Source organism: Acidipila rosea, from assembly GCF_004339725.1.
Classification (GTDB): Bacteria; Acidobacteriota; Terriglobia; order Terriglobales; family Acidobacteriaceae; genus Acidipila; species Acidipila rosea.
Genome location: NZ_SMGK01000003.1, coordinates 457,390 through 475,601, shown reverse-complemented (window position 1 = coordinate 475,601; position 18,212 = coordinate 457,390). Strand labels below are relative to the sequence as shown.

At 57.2% G+C, this 18,212-nt stretch carries 14 protein-coding genes; 6 read left to right on the top strand and 8 right to left on the bottom strand.

Annotated elements, in window-relative coordinates; genetic code table 11:
* Nucleotides 1–64: 64 nt before the first annotated feature.
* Entirely contained in the window at nt 65–928 is an 864-nt protein-coding gene (locus C7378_RS11945) for a nucleotidyl transferase AbiEii/AbiGii toxin family protein (protein WP_165876781.1), read from the bottom strand.
* Nucleotides 894–1,922 carry a type IV toxin-antitoxin system AbiEi family antitoxin gene (locus tag C7378_RS11940; protein ID WP_131996779.1) on the bottom strand — a complete coding sequence of 343 codons (1,029 nt, stop codon included), beginning with the start codon at nt 1,920–1,922 and terminating at the stop codon, nt 894–896. The genes C7378_RS11945 and C7378_RS11940 overlap by 35 nt, the downstream gene beginning before the upstream one ends.
* A 617-nt stretch (nt 1,923–2,539) precedes the next feature.
* On the opposite strand from C7378_RS11940, the gene C7378_RS11935 reads away from it, so the two are divergent.
* Nucleotides 2,540–2,890: a hypothetical protein gene (locus tag C7378_RS11935; protein WP_131996776.1), complete on the top strand. Its 351-nt coding sequence runs from the start codon at nt 2,540–2,542 to the stop codon at nt 2,888–2,890.
* Nucleotides 2,891–2,944: 54 nt separating this feature from the next.
* Here C7378_RS11935 and C7378_RS18065 read toward each other — a convergent pair whose 3' ends face one another.
* A complete protein-coding gene (locus C7378_RS18065; protein WP_279388593.1) occupies nt 2,945–3,079 on the bottom strand; it encodes a hypothetical protein in 135 nt (44 codons plus the stop codon).
* Nucleotides 3,080–3,353: 274 nt separating this feature from the next.
* A complete protein-coding gene (locus C7378_RS11930) occupies nt 3,354–4,121 on the bottom strand; it encodes a nuclear transport factor 2 family protein (protein WP_131996773.1) in 768 nt (255 codons plus the stop codon).
* An 84-nt stretch (nt 4,122–4,205) separates the two neighbouring features.
* On the opposite strand from C7378_RS11930, the gene C7378_RS11925 reads away from it, so the two are divergent.
* Nucleotides 4,206–5,102: a helix-turn-helix domain-containing protein gene (locus C7378_RS11925; protein ID WP_165876780.1), complete on the top strand. Its 897-nt coding sequence runs from the start codon at nt 4,206–4,208 to the stop codon at nt 5,100–5,102.
* 583 nt (nt 5,103–5,685) lie between these two features.
* On the top strand, nt 5,686–6,678 hold the full coding sequence (locus tag C7378_RS11920; protein ID WP_131996767.1) for a 4Fe-4S dicluster domain-containing protein: 993 nt from the start codon (nt 5,686–5,688) through the stop codon (nt 6,676–6,678).
* A gap of 108 nt (nt 6,679–6,786) precedes the next feature.
* On the opposite strand, the gene C7378_RS11915 is transcribed toward C7378_RS11920, so the two are convergent.
* From C7378_RS11915 to C7378_RS11900, 4 genes are read right to left on the bottom strand one after another with little or no spacing between them, the layout of a single operon-like run.
* Complete coding sequence (locus C7378_RS11915; protein WP_131996764.1) at nt 6,787–8,190, bottom strand: amidase; 1,404 nt, start codon at nt 8,188–8,190, stop codon at nt 6,787–6,789.
* The gene (locus C7378_RS11910) at nt 8,187–9,365 is read right to left on the bottom strand and encodes a DegT/DnrJ/EryC1/StrS family aminotransferase (protein ID WP_131996761.1); all 1,179 of its coding nucleotides are present in this window, start codon (nt 9,363–9,365) and stop codon (nt 8,187–8,189) included. Before C7378_RS11910 ends, C7378_RS11915 begins: the two co-directional genes overlap by 4 nt.
* Entirely contained in the window at nt 9,352–10,515 is a 1,164-nt protein-coding gene (neuC, locus tag C7378_RS11905; RefSeq protein WP_131996758.1) for a UDP-N-acetylglucosamine 2-epimerase, read from the bottom strand. The genes C7378_RS11910 and neuC overlap by 14 nt, the downstream gene beginning before the upstream one ends.
* Nucleotides 10,512–11,657, bottom strand: a complete 1,146-nt coding sequence (locus C7378_RS11900) for a UDP-N-acetylglucosamine 4,6-dehydratase (protein WP_131996755.1) — start codon at nt 11,655–11,657, stop codon at nt 10,512–10,514. The genes neuC and C7378_RS11900 overlap by 4 nt, the downstream gene beginning before the upstream one ends.
* A 351-nt stretch (nt 11,658–12,008) precedes the next feature.
* Here C7378_RS11900 and C7378_RS11895 point away from each other — a divergent pair, with 351 nt between their 5' ends.
* From C7378_RS11895 to C7378_RS11885, 3 genes are read left to right on the top strand one after another with little or no spacing between them, the layout of a single operon-like run.
* Nucleotides 12,009–15,545, top strand: coding sequence for a CRTAC1 family protein (locus C7378_RS11895; protein ID WP_131996752.1), 3,537 nt, complete (start codon nt 12,009–12,011; stop codon nt 15,543–15,545).
* Entirely contained in the window at nt 15,542–17,338 is a 1,797-nt protein-coding gene (locus C7378_RS11890; protein ID WP_131996749.1) for a CRTAC1 family protein, read from the top strand. The genes C7378_RS11895 and C7378_RS11890 overlap by 4 nt, the downstream gene beginning before the upstream one ends.
* A complete protein-coding gene (locus tag C7378_RS11885) occupies nt 17,335–18,189 on the top strand; it encodes a hypothetical protein (protein ID WP_131996746.1) in 855 nt (284 codons plus the stop codon). The genes C7378_RS11890 and C7378_RS11885 overlap by 4 nt, the downstream gene beginning before the upstream one ends.
* Nucleotides 18,190–18,212: the final 23 nt, after the last annotated feature.

The window sequence follows — 18,212 nt, the reverse complement described above, 5'->3', positions numbered from 1 at the left end:
ATTATTCACGGCAGGTACAAAACCGAGAACGACCCGCCGAAGAGAGCCGCGGGTTGGAAGAACACTACGCTGAAAGATATTCACTGAACGTCGATAGCATGGTCCGAGTGCGCGGCAATTGTTCCGGCTCCAGTGGCCACCGGGAGGCTCGTATACATTCCGCCAGCGTGTCCATAAAATCAGAGACGAAAAAGGTGCCGAGTCTGGTCAGGGTTGCGGGACTGGAGAGTTGCCGGGCATCGCGTCCGGCAAGTGCGGCTCCGGCGAGTTCTAGATCGTAATTTAACTGTTCCAGGAGAGATATCTCTGAGTCATAGAGCCTGTCAGTGTTGCCCGCATCTGCGTAGGTAGAGATCACGCGGTACAGGTCGAGAGCGTCCTTATCGTTCGTCTTTCGATCCTGCCAGGCAAATACCTTCAAGACAGCCAGTGCGGCAAGGGAGACCACCGGGAGCGAGAGGGTCGCATTTACTTGGACTTGAACCGACGCCGTTAGAGCATCCTCAAATCCGGCAACCGTCATCACCGTGTCTCTATCCGGCGGCCACGCAATTGTGTCGCCTTCGGCGACCCCTCCAAACGGGATAAGGTCGATAGGGATTTTGGTTATTCCCTCCAGCGTCTTCAGAAAAAGTCGGTGCTCAACTCGGCTGGGCTCGAAGTGATCGGTTGCTAGTAGCGCAGTACGGAGTTTCTGAAATTGCTCCCAGTTCTCGACGGCGATGGCAAAGTCAACGTCCTGTGTGGCACGCATCGCGGGAATCCCGAACACATGGTAAAGCAGCAGATCGCGCGCCGTCGCACCCACGACGATGTATGGACACCCTTGCTTTGCAGCCACCCCGTCCACCACGGTAAGGATGTGAAGTATTGCGGGATCGAGCGGCCTGTCCTCAGGGACGGTGAGTGGGTTCGAGAAACTGCTCATAGAGAAGGCGTGCTGTTTCGAGATTACGTCCATCTTGCGTCGCCATCAAGTCGGCGTAGGCCAATAAGGGGGGGACCAGGTCCGGATGATTGGGATCTTCGGGAAAACCCCAGAATGCCTGTAATACTTCGGTATTTCCCTTTGGGTCGAGGCGCATTCTAGCTTGGTTGAATAGGGGCTTTCCATCGCCCCGTAGATAGATCGTGAATTGCTCAGGCTTGAGGTATCCGGTCAGGCGCTGAGCGGCGACCTCTGCGCCCCAAAAGGCATGTTGCGCATGCAGATTAAGAGCGAGGAGCCGGTCCGTGTCGGCTTGATAGCGGTTCTTGAATAGCTTTGGGCGGAGAGCGTCTGGAAAGCGGGCGACCCACTCTTCTGTCAGCTTTTTCGTCTTGGTGAGAATTTTCTTGTCACGTTGCACGAGATAGCCGCGGTTCTCCAGATCCTCGATGACAGGCCCGACCGTGCCAAGCGCAACCTGGGCTGCGGCGGCGAGATTGCGACGAGTGGCCTCGGCCAACTCTGGCCGGCATAGCAGGGCGAAGACGACCTTCATCCCGACTGTGGTGTAAGCCCGATAGCGCGGTTCATCACGGGCGATGTCTGGACGGGGTTCGCCGGTCACGTAGATCGTGAGGCCCGGAGCATCGAGATACGCATTTCCTGCCATGTCAAGAAATGGAAGATGCAATGCGCGGCAGTGTTCTGTCAATGCTCGAGTGATATAGGGAGCAACCAGGAGAGGATAGACCCCGCGGTCCAGATGAGCGAGTTGCTCCTTTACTAAGCCGATGGTGGCGAAGTGTCGTACAGTTTTGACCTCGGCCAGAAACTTGTATTTCTTCGTTGTTGTTTTGATTTCGATCAGAGCATCCCCTGCCGCAGGGGGATCGCAGCGCTTGATGATTTGCGCCTCGATGCCGGTAGTTCGACGAAGTGCTGCGAACGCCTCTTCGAGGACGGTTTCCTCGCGGTGTGTATGGTGTTTGTCCATATAAGTCGCTTCTTGTACAAAATTTACCACTGTTCGTGATTCACGAACATATAAATAAATTGAACAAGATCAGTCTGTCTTAAACCTTATGAAACCCTAAACCACAGAAAATCAGGAGGAAATCTTCCTCGCCAGCTCCGGCGTTTCTAGTCTCCGGCGCCTACTGACCGGGCGTATTACCCTTCGCTCCGGCTCCGTCAAGGCTCTCCGCTGCGCCTCGACCGCTGGCGCGGCGCTTTGCGGCCCTGACCGACACCTCCGCTCCGGGTGTTGGCTGGTCATGAGAAGCATGCGCTTCTCCATTCTCGAGAGAATCGACCGTCTAAAATGACTCGCCCAATAGCGCGACAAAACGCCTCCGGAAGGAAGGCACAACAACGCTCTGGTGGCTCAGGCTAACAGGCCAAAACTGCCTTTCTTTACCTTAGAATCGACTTGTTTGTTGAAAGTTTCATTTCAATAAAATCAGAGAACGTAGAGACGGCGAGGTTTGAATGGGTCGCGATCCTTCGACCCCGCCGATGTCTCGTACCAGGAAGAGAGATTACTTGGCATCAAAGAAGACAGCGAGAAATGTGAACCGTGAAGGACAGCGGTGGACGGAAGACCGGGCAGGGATGACTCTGCGCCTCCCGATTGACCTCAGAGAGGCGGTTACGGAAGAAGCGCGGGTGGCCGGCGATCTTTCGAAGGTGATTCTTTTCGCTCTGCGCCATGTCGAGCGGAAGGATGTAACGATTACGCAGACTCGCAAGGCCGGGCTTCCGCTATCCAAGCCGCAGCTGCTACATGTCGGTGCCGAAGCGCGAGCTGTCATCCGAGCTTGGGCGGAGGAGGAAGGCGTCAGCGTGAATTCAATCGTGGTGAGCGTGTTGGAGGAGTTTTTCAAGCGGCTCAAAAGGAGCAAGGCGCTTCGCGAAGAGCTGCGCCTGGAGATTCGGGCGCGACGTGGTTTCCTGCCGAGCTAGGAAATTACCCGTCCCGGCGGGTCATCATCTTGGGTCTTTCGTGTTCCTTTTCCTCTAAACTCGTTCGCTCGCGAAGACCCAGTCATCCGACTCGGCGTAGCAAGTTTCCCGTTTCCAGGCCAGCAACTCGGCAGTGGTGGTGGTCAGCTCATCGATGGAACCGGCCTGCGGGAGACCTCCGTTTTGCACTTCCCGACAATGCCATCCACCACCGACCGGATAATGTCCATCTGTAACGTCTTACAGTCAATATCCATCTACTTCAGGCCCAGGACTTCGCTGATACGCAGCCTAGGAATCGCCCCCAACCGCCGCCGTCCAGTAATGTCCTCTACCCTGAATTTCCCGAAATGCTCTAAGCCGTATTTCCTAATGCGCCTTACAAAACAACTTTCGCTGTGAAAACCTTCTCTATTTGGATTGCTGCTACGCCTGTGCAGTTCATAGGACCAGTAATCGGCACCTAGAATTTTCCGTTGCCATTTTTCCATTCCGCGCCGAATGCTGGGATCTCCTCAATGGTGTCCCAATGTTCCACGATCCTGTTCTCGACCACGCGAAACAGGTCATAGAACGAGACGTGTTTGCCGCCAAATTCACCTTCACTTACGCTGAGAACGAAGCTGCCTTCACCTAAAATGCGGTGGATAGTGTCGTACTTCAAAGTGATGCCCTCGCGGGCCATGGCCTCAAGCGCTTTTCCGAGACCAGACAGGCCATCTCCGATATAAGGATTGTGCTGGACGTAGTTGTCGCCTGCGATATAGTCGCCGAGCCTCTGCATTCTGCCGTTGACTAAGACATCTTCCACAAAAGCTTCTACAAGAATCTTGTTGGCCAAGGTCTTGTTGAGATCCGTCGCTACTGCGGGTCCATCCGTCATCGTATGTCCACTCGGATTCGCTCCTGTAGGTCTTTCCTGGAGATTGTCCCAGTGCTCGACGATGCTTCCATCTTCGAATCGGAAGATGTCGAAGCCGATCTTCGGGCCAAAGAAGTCGTATTCGGTGTGAGAAAAGACGAATTCCCCATCCTCAAAGACGCGCGGAGTGAAAACTTTCGCCGACCCTGCGGGGAGCGACGCGATAAGTGCTCCGAAGCCTGCAAGCCCGTCAGCGGCGCGGTGATTATGTTGAATGTATTTGTTCGGATTGATGTATGACAGAGGGGCAGTATCACCGGTCTGGATACTTTTCAACAGGTCAACGACCTGATGCTTCCGTATGGACATGGATTGGCCTTTCTTGGCAGCTCGATATGTAAACGATTGTCAGGTCGACCGATCAACTTGAGTAGTGTCAAAATCGTACTGAAAATGGTCAAAATCGGACACCGTAGCCCATCCATTACCCGAGTCAATTTCGCCGCCAAAAAGCAAGCTCTCGGCTTTGAAGCGGTGACGCTGGCTACTGCGGTCCAACGTGCTGGAAAAGAGCACTTTGCAAGACCGCGCTGCGCTGCGTTCTTTCAGTTGATGCTGGTGAACGAAGGAACAGCGCATCAGGAAATCGACTTTATCTCCTACCGACTCAAAACAGGATCACTGATCTTCATCCGGCCCGGTCAGGTTCAGCGTTTATTCATATCAGACCGGTGTAAGGCGCAACTACTGATCTTTGAATTGAATTTTATTTCCCCCAGCAAGGAAGGAATACAGCCGCACCGCATCTCGACGATGATTGAATCGACACCGCCGATTAGAGCTGCATTTGCCACCTTGTTTGAGGAGTATTCCGGAGGGGATGCGCACCCAACTTCGCGGCGTATCCTGTCAAACGAGTTGATCGTACTTTTGTTGCGGCTGGAACGCCAGAGTGACTTGCTCTCGGACGTGTCCGCGCAAACATCGAATGTGTTCGACATCTTTAACCGATTTGAGACGCTGCTGGAAGCGTCCTTTGCTGAGACGAGGTCTGTAGCCGCTTTTGCCCATAAACTAGGTTGCAGCGAAAAAACTCTGAATCGAGCTTGCAGCGTAGTCACTGGAGCAGCGCCGAAGGAACTTATACAAAAGCGCGTGGCACTGGAGGCTAAACGCGTGCTGGTTTATACCAACATGACAGTGAAGGAAATCTCGGAGGAGCTGGGTTTCTCCGAACCGACCAACTTTGTGAAGTTTTTCCGACGCTTAACTGGGATGCTTCCGATGGCCTTTCGAGATCAGGCACTATCGATTCCTGTGAGGCACGGCGTTGTTAAGTCGGATCACTAACTAATCAACATTCGGCAATTCCGGCGCATACCCTGCCTTGTGTTAGGGTCTCGCCTTGCGATGGCGATTTGAGCGAGGTATCCGACGTCGCAGAGGAACAATAGCTCACGAGCATCAGGAAAGCTATTCCTACCCTTATTCATCGCCAGCAGGGATAAACTTGTCTGGTCTACCAGCTTCGAGCAGATACGATTGACAGAAGCATAGATATCTTTGACTCCAACGATCTCAGCCAGCTGCGTACTTCCAGATCCTTGTCGGCAATGACGCTTTCCGTTGTCATCTATCTTTTATCTTTGCAATTGATCGAGTGCGTCATCCAATACCACGGTGGATACCTCCGGAGCGTAGTGAAGTCCAGATCAGGCTCCGATGCCCGCTATCCGGAGTCTACCGCCACCACACTAAAGAGTCTGTGGCTCGCAGCCTTTGTTGTCCACCGAAGGTTGGGCATCGATGCCCAACCCCGGATGGTTTCGCATTGACTGTGTACTCCGGCACAATTCCGGCTGCGATTAAATTCCAGAGGAACTGTTGATGTGCGGATAAGCATGGCAGTCTCCCTCTTCTGTGAGCCACTTCAATGTCCGAACCACTCAATCCTCGCCGTCCGAGGCGAAACACCTGGCAACCCAAGCCGGAAATCAGTTCGCTGCTGCGCGTCTCGGGTAATCCCATCAACGGTGTTGGCGAGGGGACGCCGCGCAGACCTTCCCCGTTCTTTTGGCATCCGCCGGATCAGCACCCTTGGGGTGAACTGCAGATCGTTGCACGCCAGAATTCCCGGAAATGCCCAGGTTCTGCGGAAGCGTTTCAGGCTGCCTCTTCGTATCCCGAGCTTAATGCGGTGTCAGCAACACGCAACGACGCGCCGGCGGAGACTCTGACCGAGGAGGTCCGGAGATTCGCGCTCTCTAACGAGGCGGACGATATTGGGATTGCTCCAATGGATCCGCTGTATGTCTTCGACGGCTATGCCATCGATCATCCATTGGTGATCGTGCTTGCACTTGCGCACAACTATGAGCGCCTGCGCGAAGTCCCCTCAGACGAAACCAATGGTGTAGGGGTCTGCGACGTGGGCGATCAATACGCAAAAGGAACGCGATCGTCTTATACACTGGCAAACTGGATCCGCGCGCAGGGCTATCAGGCCGATCCCTATCCGGGGCCTTCAGCCGGAGCGTTGGTGCTGATTCCACCCGCGATCGCCGCTGGCCTGGGTGAACTGGGAAAGCATGGCTCGCTCATCAACCCGCGTTTCGGCGCGGGCGTCCGTCTGGCAGGCGTCACTACAGATATGCCGCTGATTCCGACGTCGCCTCGGCGCTTCGGCGCAGATGATTTCTGCAGCACATGCCAGGTGTGCACACAGGCATGTCCACCGGGCGCGATCACGCCGAAGAAGCAGATGGTGCGCGGTGTCGAGCGATGGTATGTCGACTTCGACAAGTGCATTCCCTATTTCGCGGAAGCAGCGTCCTGCGGCATCTGCATCGCGGAATGCCCATGGACCCGTCCAGCAGTGCGCCCGAAGCTTCTGGCAACCATGGCCCGACGGCTCGGCGAGGGATGAACACGAGCCCAGCCGGCCTTGCGGACGAAGGCTCGATCCACTACGCCGGATGGGACGTTCACGCCGCCACCTTTGTCGGCGTGATGGTGAGCTTCGCTCCATCACTCCTTATAGAATTGGAGGCTGCACATAGCCGAATTCTCGATCAAGCTGTGCGGCGATGCCGAGCGCCATCTCGTCTTCGAATGGACGGCCCGCGAGCTGGACTCCAATCGGAAGGCCTTCTGGAGATCTACCGACCGGCACAATTGCTGCAGGCGCCGCCAGGAGGTTGAACCATTGGGTGTAGCGCATAGCATCTAGATAGCGGACCGGCTGGCCTTCGATTATCCAGCTTCGCTCGCCGTGCCGGAAGGCGGGAATGGAGCAGGCCGGAGTGAGCAGGATGGGGAACTCTCGCATCTCCGCCAGCAGGTTGCCGCGCACCTGGTCACACTCGATCCAGGCTGCGAGTAGTTCCTCGCCGGTGAGCGGCAGCTCGCGGTGCGCAATTTCACGGAAGTCTTGAAAGGTGGGGCTGAGATCGTCTTCGCGTCCACGGACGAGGGGGTCGAGCAGCATCGCGCCGCAGCGAACGAAAAACTTCCACCACAACCGGCGCGCCTGTTCGAGGGACTGCGACCGAAATGGGCTTACCTTGAAGCCCTGCTTCTGCAGCGCTGCGGCGGCATCGCGCACGGCCTGCCGCGTCTCTGCGGTTACGGGCGTAAGACCGTCATCTTCAAGAAATCCGATGGGGAGTCGCTTCAGTTCCTCGGAAGAGTAGCCCCGCCGGTGAACAGGCGCTCCCGCAGGGTCGCCGGCATCCTGACCGGAGAGAACCTCAAAAAACAAGGCGACGTCGGAGATTGTCCGGGCCATTGGGCCGATGGCGCCAAGGATGGAAAAGGGTCCGGCACAGGGAGGCAGATGGCCTAGCGCGGGGACTCTGCCCGGCGTCGGTTTCAGGCTGCAGATGCCAGTGAAGTGAGCGGGCACTCGCACAGAGCCGCCGCTGTCGCTCCCCAGACCACCTGCGGAAAGCCCCGCAGCGATAGCAGCCGATTCGCCGCCGCTTGACCCTCCTGCAGTGCGACTCAGGTCCCAGGGATTGGCTGTGCGCCCGTAGAGACGATTATCGGTTTCGTAGGCCATGAGAAACTCCGGGCAGTTGGTGGCGCCGAGGATGACCGCGCCTGCCTCACGCATACGCCTGACAACAGTGGCATCAGTGGGCGGGGTGTAGCCGCGATGGAGCAGACTTCCGATCTCGCAGCGATGATCCGCGACGGAGATGGACGCCTTCACCGTCATTGGCAGACCGAAGAGCGGACTGCGGGGGTGAGGACTGCTCTCGAGTGCTTTAGCCTGACGACGGACGCGCTCTGGATCGAAGTCGACGAGTGCATTCAGTTGCGGATTGCGCTGTTGGATCTGCCGTATGAATTCGTCTGCTAACTCAAGTGGGGAGATTTGATTGCTTTGGAGCAGAGCCAATAAATCGACTGCGGGACGCGTGGTCAGGTGAGTCATTCTTCCTCCCTTTTGCCTGCGTGCGAGTTCGCACGCGATCTGTCGTGTCGTTTGAGAAACTCCAACAATGTCTCGCAGACACATTCAATCTCCTGCGGCCGGATGCGATTGAAGAATGGGAGCGCCAGGGTGCGTGCAGCATGTGATTCGGTAATGGGTAAGCGGCTTGTCTCTCGCCACGCAGCATAAGCCGGCTGTAAGTGGATCGGCGCAAAATATCGCCCACAGCCGATGCCGGAGGAAAGCAGATGTTGCGCCAGCGCATCACGGTCTGCCGCGCTGTAGCTGGTGTTCAGGCGCAGGACATAGACAAACCAGCTGATACGGCGCCCGGGCATCTCTATAAGTGGAACAATGAGATCAGGGTGCCGGCATAGGTGCTGATGATAGCTCCGCGCAGCCGTTTCGCGCATAGTGAGAATCTCGTCGATGCGCTTGAGCTGTTCGATTCCGAGGGCGCAGTTGATCTCGGAGAGGCGATAGTTGTAGCCAAGTTCAGAGTGCTGGAACCAGTCGTCGGTATCGTAGCGCCCCTGGTTGCGCAGCGCACGCATGCGGCTCGCGAGGCTGCTATCGCGGGTGACGACCATACCCCCTTCGCCAGTGGTGATCTGCTTGTTGGGGTAAAACCCGAAGACTGCGGCATCGCCCAGGCTGCCGATCTTGCGTCTGCCGTACTCCGCGCCGAGGGCCTCGCAGCTATCCTCGATCAGCAATAAACCGTGACGGTGAACTATTTCAAGGATTGCGGCCATACCGGCTGGGCACCCAAAAGTATGCACGACGAGGATGGCACGGGTTTTTGGCGTGATTGCGTCTTCAATAGCCGCAGGATCAATATTCATCGTGCGTGGTTCGATATCGACGAACACAGGCGTTGCGCCCTCATAGCGAATCGCGTTTGCTGCGGCTATAAAAGTGAAGGATGGAACGATTACTTCATCGCCGACACCGATGTTGAGTGCGCGGATACAGAGGTGAAGACCGCTGGTGCCGGAGTTGACAGCTACCGCGTGGGGAAGGCCGATGTAGTCGGCAAAAAGCTGTTCAAATTCCTCTAGCATGGGCCCGAGACTAAGCCGGGAGCCGCGCAGCACCTCGACGACAGCTACGATCTCATCCTCAGTTATGTCAGGCGAGGATAGTGGAATCTTCCCAGAATTAGTCGATGGCATCGCACTCCCTCGCATGTTTTATGAGCAATTTAGGCGAGAGTACGGTAGTTGTGAGCACTTTCACAATCCGTTCGGAGGCGTGGCCATCACCGTAAGGATTTGTCATTCCTTCCAGAGAGCTTTTGAATGCTGCACTCTTTGCGCAGTCGATCGCTGCCAGGATGGCTTTCGCATCCGGCGGGGCATCCAATACATTCCGCGCCCGTTCGCGGCCCTTTTGGCGCAGTCCTACGTTCACAGTCGGCAGTGCAAAGGATGCTGCCTCCATAATGCCGCTGCTGGAGTTGCCGACGAGAATATTGACCTGCTGCAGCAGGCTCCAATAGGTCACGGGGTCAAGATTGACAAAGATGCGGCCGTCGGCCCGCGCGGCGAGAAGCCCACGAGCGCGCTCGATGAGCTTATGGCTCCCTGCATCCGCATTGGGATAACAAAAAAGGAGTCGATCATCTACCTGCGCGAGTGCCGAGAAGAGCGCATCGGACTCCTCAACAGTATCGCGGATGATCGTTACCGGATGATAAGCCACCAGAATCGCAGGCTTATCGAAACTGAGTTTGAGCACCGACTCAAGCTCTTGACGGGTGAGCAATCGACTGCGGCGCAGATGATCGAGGGAAGGAGCGCCAGCACGATGCACACGCCAGGACTCCTCATCGAGGGAAATGACACGGGCGCGCGCCTTCTTCGTAGAGGTGAAGTGGATATGGCTCATTTTCGTCAATGCGTTCCGTACCGCATCATCGATTGCGCCTTCGCTGATCTCGCCGCCTTCGATGTGGGCAATCGGGATGCGAAGAGTCAGTGCGACGGCGGCTGGCGCCAGCATCTCATAGCGGTCAGCGATCAGCAGCAGCAGGTCGGGGCGCATCTGACCGAGGAGATCGGCGAGAGAGAGGATTGCGACTCCCATGGTTTTTGCCATCCCGATATCTGTGTCGGAGCTGAGCAGGCACTCCAGCTTTGCCGCGATGGGAATGGCATCCTTCTCTATTTCCCGCACAGAATAGCCGAACTGCGGGGAAAGATGAGAGCCAAGCACAATCAGCTTAAGGTCAACTTCGGGGTGATCGGCCAGATCTTTCAAGGGCCAGTAGAGGTGGCTGAAGTCTGCACGTGAGGTTGTAACAACGGCGATGGTGCGCTTCATGCGGTGGGAACCCGTTCCAGGACTGTGGTGTGCGGATGGAGCAAAAGTTCGCTGGGCTGATATTCCGGGATTGCTCTCAGCATCAATCGAAGCAACTCGTCTGCATCGCAGTTCCGGCAGCACGAACCCAGCTCCCGCAGCGTGCGATGGAGCAAGTCAGACGGAATGGCGGAACTATCGACCACCCTCAAGAAGCTGCTCGAAGCTGTGATCGATTCATGGGTTGCAAGCAGCGCCTCGACCATCTTGTCACCAGTGCGAAGACCGGTATAAACGATCGGGACAGGCGCCGCGCGGGAGGAAGAAAGTTGTGCGAGCATATGCCGGGCAATGTCTTCAATCAAGACAGGCTCCCCCAGTTCGGGTACAAGAATGGCAGTGCCGAAATCGCCGGAAGCAGCCAGCAGGAGGCACTCAACCGCCTCTTGCGTGGTGAGGAAGTATCGGCGGGCGTGGCGATGAGTCACTGTGACGGGGCCGCCGCGCGCGATCTGTTGCGCGAAGAGCGGAACTACGCTGCCGTGCGACCCTATTACATTTCCCAGCCGGAGAGCTTTCCACTTGACATGGTCTGCTGCGCCCGCCATCAAGACGAGCTCAGCGAGCCGCTTGGAAGCCCCCATGATGCTGACAGGATCTGCGGCCTTGTCAGTGGAAATCATGATGAGCTGTTCGGTTCTGCAATCAGCTGCGACTTGCGCCAGAGTGTAGGTACCGAGCGCATTGTTTTGCACCGCAGCGAAAGGATTCCGCTCCATCAGCGGCACATGTTTGTAGGCTGCAGCGTGGTAGACGATCTGCGGCACATGCCGTACAAAGATGTCGGCCATAGTTAACCGATCGCAGATGTTGCCGAGTACAGACGTATGGGGAGGTGCATCGTCCCTCTCCCGCATCGCGCGGTCGATCTCGTAGAGAGCGTGTTCAGAGGCATCGACAAGCACAAGATGCGCCGGATCATGTGCCGCAAGAGCCTTCGTCAATGCCGAGCCAATCCACCCGCCCGCGCCGGTGACAAGCACCCGCTTACCAGCCAGGATGGTTCGCAGGTGCGCGTGGTCAACGATAATCGGGTTGCGCCTGAGCAAGGTGCCCCATGCGCGGAAGTCATTGTCGGCAATCACTGTCATACCTTCGTTCACTGGCCCGGACTTTTTCCAGGTAGAGATTTCATGCGGAAATAACCCTCGTCATCATACGAGCTTCCTCTCGAGTCATGACGCAGCAGGCGATCTACCTATTTAAGTTCAACATGGCCGTTGAGCCCTCAACCGAAAGGTTGATGACATGCCGCACTCAGCTCCGGTAGCCTCGCATGTGTTTGTCGTGTGACGTGGATAGGATTTCTGCGTTTCCTGTATTCAACTCTGGACCGGATTGCCAGAGTCATGATGATTTGAGCGCAGACAGTATTTATTTGTACCTTGCCTGCTAATGAACAAGCGGGATGCTGTCAGGATCGATTCCGCTTGAGTTTATAAAGGCCTGTTAGAGTGACATCCCTTCACCTTTCTTTGAACCCGCCGCCTTCTCGCAGGACAATAGCCAGCCGGTCGCCTAATCTTTGGCTGCTCGCTCTTGCCTGTATCGCAGCGGCGCTGGGCGGCTGCCGCTCGCATGAGCTGCCGAACACGGCATCGCAGCCCTACCGCGAAGAGGTGAAGAATTTCTATGTAGGGCTGGCAGCGCTGCAGGTGGGCGATGACGTGCGGGCCGACTCTGCACTGAAGTCCTCCACGGAGCTTGCGCCGGGCGAGCCTGCGGCCTGGGCCAACTGGGGCGTGCTGGCGTTGCGGCAGGGAAACTTCGAACTCTCTGCGGAACGGCTGGCAAAGGCGCAGAAGCTGGCGCCGCAGAATGACCACATCCTCTACCTGCAGGGGCTGCTTGAGAGCAAGAGAGGAAATTCGCAGGCGGCGATCGATCTACTTCGCCGTGCGGTGGCGGCAAACCCCCGCAACACGATTGCAACCTACCTGCTTGCGCAGGAGGCCGAAAGGCAGGGAGGCGCAGAAGCTGAGGCCGAATTTGAACGGCTGCTGGAGGGAATCCTGAAAGCGCAGCCCGAGAACCAGGCCGCAATGGTGGAGTTAGCTCGCGCTGCTGCCAAGCAGGGGGATGCCGCTACTTTGAAAAACATGGTGGCACAGCTGCGCGCCGGGGCAGCCTCCTGGCCCGCGCCTGTGCAGCAGCAGATGACAGAGCTCGAAGCAGCGGCGGCAGGCTCCGATCTACGGGCTGCCGCCGTGCGCACCGCGTTTCTACGTAACACGCTGATGCGTGTGCCAGAGTTTCGGCGGAGTGTGGCCAGCCTGCAGCCCGCAGCGGGAGATGAAGCCGCTCCTTTCACACACTTTCTTCGGCTTGCCACTCCTGCTTTTACGCCTGCGGCTCCCGATACCGGGATAAGCTTTCACATCGCTCCTGCTGCAGTGGATTCTTCCGGGGCATGGAGCTGGATCGGGGCTCTGTCGCTCAACGGCGAAGGTGCGCCGGTGGTAGCGGCCGCGAACGGCCAGACGGTCAGGCTGGCGAGCGGTGCATCAATTCCTTTTCCCGGCGGCAGCAGACATGTTGCTCCCGGGGAAGACTCTGTGCTGTCAGTGGACTTCAACTACGACTTCAAAATGGACCTGGTGCTTGCCGGCGATGGAGGCGTGCGCTTTCTGCGGCAGGACAGCCCGCGGCAATTCACCGATGTCTCCACCAAGACGGGTTTGCCTGCGGCTGTATTGAATGCCCCGTATACAGGCGCGTGGGCGCTTGATGTGGAGGCTGATGGCGATATGGACGTCTTGCTCGGTTCATCGAGCGGAGAGCCTCTGGTGCTTAGAAATAACGGGGATGGAACCTTCGCGTCGATCCACCCGTTTCACGGTATCTCAGGGGTGCGCGACTTCGCGTGGATCGATCTGGACGGCGACGGAAATCCAGACGCAGTTCTGATGGACAGTGCGGGTGCGCTGCATATTCTGCACAACGATCGTGGCGGAGTATTCCACGAGATGCCGCTGCCGGCAGGGGTGGAGCAGGTGAAGGCCATCTGCAGTGCCGATGTGGACGGAGGGGGCACGCTCTCGCTGATTGCTGTTGAAGCTACAGGCAGCATAGTCGGTATTGCGAGAACAGATGGACCCTCTCAATGGACGATCACTGAACTGGCGAGGGTTCCCGATGCAACATCCTGGCTACAGGGCGATGTGCGCTTGCACAGCGCAGACATGGACAACAATGGCGCGGTCGACCTGGTGCTTACCCATAACGGTGCAGAGACAGATGCCAAATCCGGCGCCCTGCTCTGGCTGGGCAGAGGACAAGGGCAGTTCACGTCCGCGACTCAGATTGTGGGGCCTGACCGCATCTTCGCTATCGCCGATCTCAATTCCGACGGCAGGCTCGATCTGCTGGGGCTTTCTCCCAGCGGTGCAGCAAAGGCCTCGATAAACGCCGGAACCAAGGCGTACAGGTGGCAGGTCATTCGTCCGCGGGCGCGACAGGCCACTGGCGATCAGCGAATCAACTCCTTCGGAATCGGCGGTGAAATGGAAATCCGCTCCGGGTTGCTGACGCAGCGGCAGGCCATCGACGGGCCGCAGCTGCACTTCGGTCTCGGGGATCAGGATGGCGTTGATGTGGTGAGGATCCTCTGGCCCAATGGAACAGAGCGTGCGGAGTTCGCTCTCAAGGCCAACCAGGAGGTCTTGACCGAACAGAGGCTGAAGGGCTCCTGCCCATTCCTCTTTGCCTGGAACGGCAAGGAGATGGCGTTTGTGAAGGATACCGTTCCGTGGGGTTCAGCGATCGGGCTGCAAATCGACTCGATCGGATCGCCGAGGATTGCCGCAACCGAGGAGTGGTACAAGATCGCCGGGAACCAGATTGTTCCGCGGAACGGCTACTACGACCTGCGGATCACCGGCGAGCTATGGGAGACATACTACTACGACTTTCTGAAGCTGATGGTTGTCGATCATCCAGCCGGGACCGAGGTGTTTACCGATGAACGGTTTGCGGTGCCGGCAGTCAAGCTGCAGGTGACGGCGACAGGACCGCTGCAGCCGATTGCCCGTGCAGTAGACGATACAGGGCGCGACGTGACTGAGATAGTAAGGACGCAGGATCGAAGGTACCTGGACACTTTTGGACGTGGGCAGTATCAGGGGCTTACGCGCGACCACTTTGTCGAGATCGATCTCGGCAGAGACGCGCCAGCTACCGGTCCGCTCTGGTTAGTCGCGGATGGCTGGCTCCATCCAACGGATTCGACGGTGAATGTGGCACTCCGGCAGGGGCACGCGCAGAAAGCTGAGCAGCTCAGCCTCGATGTGCCGGATGGGCACGGCGGATGGATGGTTGCGCGCTCGAACCTTGGCTTTCCAGCCGGCCGCAATAAGACCTGCCTCTTCAATCTAGAAGGACTGTTTCGCCCCGGGACAGAGAGGAAGCTTCGCCTGCGCACCAACCTTGAGATCTACTGGGACGCGATCCACTGGGCAAAGGGACTGCCCGAGACACAACTGAAGATGACGAAGTTGCAGCCCTCGCTGGCCGAGCTGGATTATCGAGGCTATTCAGTTGTGCGGCAGGCGAATGCGTCGTCACCGGAGCTGCCCGATTACAACCAGCTGGCATCCACCACCCAGGTCTGGCGCGATCTCGAGGGCTATTACACGCGCTATGGCGATGTGCGACCGCTGCTGAAGCAGATCGACGACCGCTACGTCATCATGAATGCAGGCGACGAGATGAGATTGCGGTTTCCTGCGTTGGCGCCGCCGCAGGCCGGATGGGTGCGGGACTATGTGATCATGGGCGACGGCTGGATCAAGGACGGCGACTACAACTCACTTGGTTCGCGGACGGTGCGGCCGCTTCCCTACCATGCACAAACACTCTACGGCGATCCGACTGGCACGCTCGAAAAGGAGTGGGTCTACCGGCATCATCCCGAGGACTGGCAGCAGTATCAGACGCGCTATATCACCCCGGCTCCGTTCGATGATGCGCTGAGGAGCAACGCAGCCCAATGAAACCACGACGCAGCGCAAAATTCATCCTGGCGCTATTCTTTGTAGCACTGCTGTTTGTTCCCTTCGTGCTGCAGCGGCGCGACACCCGGCATGCTGCAGCACAGGGTGCGATCAGCAGCGCTACGGCGCTCGCGCGATATGGCTTTTATTTCGACGAAGTCTCGAAGCAGGCAGGCATCAATTTTATCCATGAGGCGCCGACGCTGGACCCCCGGCTCGATGCCATCATGCCGGAGGTCGCCTCGATGGGGGCGTCCGTATCAATTGTGGACTTTGATCGTGACGGATGGCCCGATCTCTATGTGACGAACAGCGCTATCGGCAGCAGGAACCATCTCTATCGCAACATGCACGATGGGACCTTTCAGGATGTGGCAGAGAAGATGGGAGTCGCCGATGTAAATCGCGCAGGGACGGGAGTCTCGATGGGCGCGGTGTGGGGCGATTACGACAACGACGGCTACGAAGATATGTTCCTGATCAAGTGGGGCAAACCGGAGTTGTTCCACAACGATCACGGGCACGGCTTTACCCAGGTAGGTGATGAGGCAGGACTGCCGCCGTGGATCAATGCAAATACAGCGGTCTGGTTTGACTATGACGGCGACGGCAAGCTGGACTTGTTTGTGGGTGGGTACTACCCCGAGAACGTGAATCTGTGGAAGCTCGACAATACACGCATGATGCCGGAAAGCTTTGAGTACGCAAAGAACGGCGGCCGCAAGTATCTGTTCCACAATCTTGGCAATGGAAAGTTTGAGGAGGTCAGCCAGAAGGTCGGCATCACCAGCCGTCGCTGGGCGCTCGCAGCGGCGGCCGCTGACCTGCGCGGGACGGGACGCCAGGATCTCTTCATCGCCAATGATTACGGCGTTTCGGAACTCTTCCTGAACGACGGTGGACGCTTTCACGAAGCAGGCCAGCAAACGGGCGTGGGGGCAGCACCCAAGAGCGGAATGAATGCCGCGTTCGGCGATATTTTTGACCAGGGGAAATATTCGATCTATGTGTCGAATATCTCCGAAGAAGGTGTGCTGATCCAAGGCAACAACCTGTGGGTACCGGACGAGAGCGCACCTAAAGGCTCGTTGCGCTACACGAATATGGCGCGGGATATGGGTGTGGAGCTTGGAGGCTGGAGCTTCGGTGCGCAGTTTGGAGATCTGAATAATGACGGCAATCTGGACCTCTACCTGGTGAACGGCTACGTTTCGCTGGATCGAAGCAAGAGCTACTGGTATGACTTTACAAAGATTGCGGGCGGTAACAGTACGATTATCGACGATGCTAAGAATTGGCCCGCGATGAAGGGCCGCAGTCTCTCCGGCTACCAGCAGAAGAAGGTCTGGTTGAATGACGGAGAGGGCAAGTTTGAAGATGTGGCCCGAGCAGTCGGAGTGGCCGATACGCATGATGGCCGCTCTGTGGCGATGGCCGATTTGTGGAATCGTGGTGTACTCGATGTGGTGGTAGCTAACCAACGTGGGCCGCTGCTTGTGTATAAGAATCATGTGAAGCCCGGCAATCGGTGGATCGAGTTTGCGCTGGAGGGAACGCGCAGCAACCGCAGCGCGATCGGCGCTGAAGTCACGGTCTACTGGAACGGCAAACAGCAGATACAGCAGGTGTCCGGAGGTAGTGGCTTTGCAGCGCAGAATGATCGCCGTCTGCATTTCGGGCTCGGGCCAGATGCACAGATCGACAAGGCGGTTATCCGGTGGCCATCTGGTACAAAGCAGGTGGTGCACGACCTGGCTCCGGACAAGCTCTACCATATCCTGGAGGCGAAGTGAGCCAAACACTCTCAGCGGAAGGCGTGGGACAGGGAAACTCCAGTGCGGGATGGAAGCGCTTTCTCAGTCCTGAAAATCGCTACTTATCTCCAATCCTGATCACTGCGATCCTGCTGGCAGGCCAGCTTTCTTACGGCATCCTCGAAAGTTTTGCCAGAACGCTGCTGGCTATCGTGACATCAATAGTGGCCGAGCTCGTGCTCTCGAAGATCTTCTACGGCCGATGGCCTCACCTGGCGAGCGCCTATATCAGCGGCATCAGTGTTGGCATACTGATCCGCTCGCCGGCCTTCTGGCCCTATGCGCTGTGCGCGCTCATCTCGATTACGTCGAAGTATCTTTTTCGCGTGAATGGAAGGCACATCTGGAATCCGTCGAACTTCGGGATCTCGGCCATGCTGGTGCTCGCCTCTGCCACGGTTGCGGGGCTCAGCATTCAATGGGGTAATTTCTTGTGGCCCATGATCGTGATCTGGGCTCTCGGTTCGGCGATCATCTGGCGCCTACACCGATTTCATATCTGCGCGACATATGTCGTCTCATTTATGGGATTTGCTTTTCTGCGCAGCTGGATGACGGGGAGTCCATGGCAATCTGAAATTGCTCCCATTACGGGACCGATGTATCAGCTGTTTGTTTTCTTTATGATCACTGATCCAAAGACGACTGTTAAGGCGAAGTGGGCCCAGTGCGTGGTCGTCTTCGCTGTAGCTGGGGTGGAGATGGTGCTGCGCCTGCACCAGGCGGTCTATGCCCCGTTCTATGCACTGTTTCTGGTTGGGCCATTGGCGTTGCTGCTTGAGACATACCTCGCATCGCGCCAACGGCGCGCCTATGCAATGGCAGCATGATCTTACTTAGGCGGAAACGATCC

Coding starts and splice junctions, on each gene's coding strand:
- C7378_RS11915 (WP_131996764.1), bottom strand. CDS start 8,190: ATGACTCACCTGACCACGCGTCCCGCAGTCGATTTATTGGCTCTGCTC.
- C7378_RS11930 (WP_131996773.1), bottom strand. CDS start 4,121: ATGTCCATACGGAAGCATCAGGTCGTTGACCTGTTGAAAAGTATCCAG.
- C7378_RS11940 (WP_131996779.1), bottom strand. CDS start 1,922: ATGGACAAACACCATACACACCGCGAGGAAACCGTCCTCGAAGAGGCG.
- C7378_RS11920 (WP_131996767.1), top strand. CDS start 5,686: ATGTCCGAACCACTCAATCCTCGCCGTCCGAGGCGAAACACCTGGCAA.
- C7378_RS11945 (WP_165876781.1), bottom strand. CDS start 928: ATGAGCAGTTTCTCGAACCCACTCACCGTCCCTGAGGACAGGCCGCTC.
- neuC (WP_131996758.1), bottom strand. CDS start 10,515: ATGAAGCGCACCATCGCCGTTGTTACAACCTCACGTGCAGACTTCAGC.
- C7378_RS11890 (WP_131996749.1), top strand. CDS start 15,542: ATGAAACCACGACGCAGCGCAAAATTCATCCTGGCGCTATTCTTTGTA.
- C7378_RS11935 (WP_131996776.1), top strand. CDS start 2,540: ATGACTCTGCGCCTCCCGATTGACCTCAGAGAGGCGGTTACGGAAGAA.
- C7378_RS11925 (WP_165876780.1), top strand. CDS start 4,206: ATGGTCAAAATCGGACACCGTAGCCCATCCATTACCCGAGTCAATTTC.
- C7378_RS11910 (WP_131996761.1), bottom strand. CDS start 9,365: ATGCCATCGACTAATTCTGGGAAGATTCCACTATCCTCGCCTGACATA.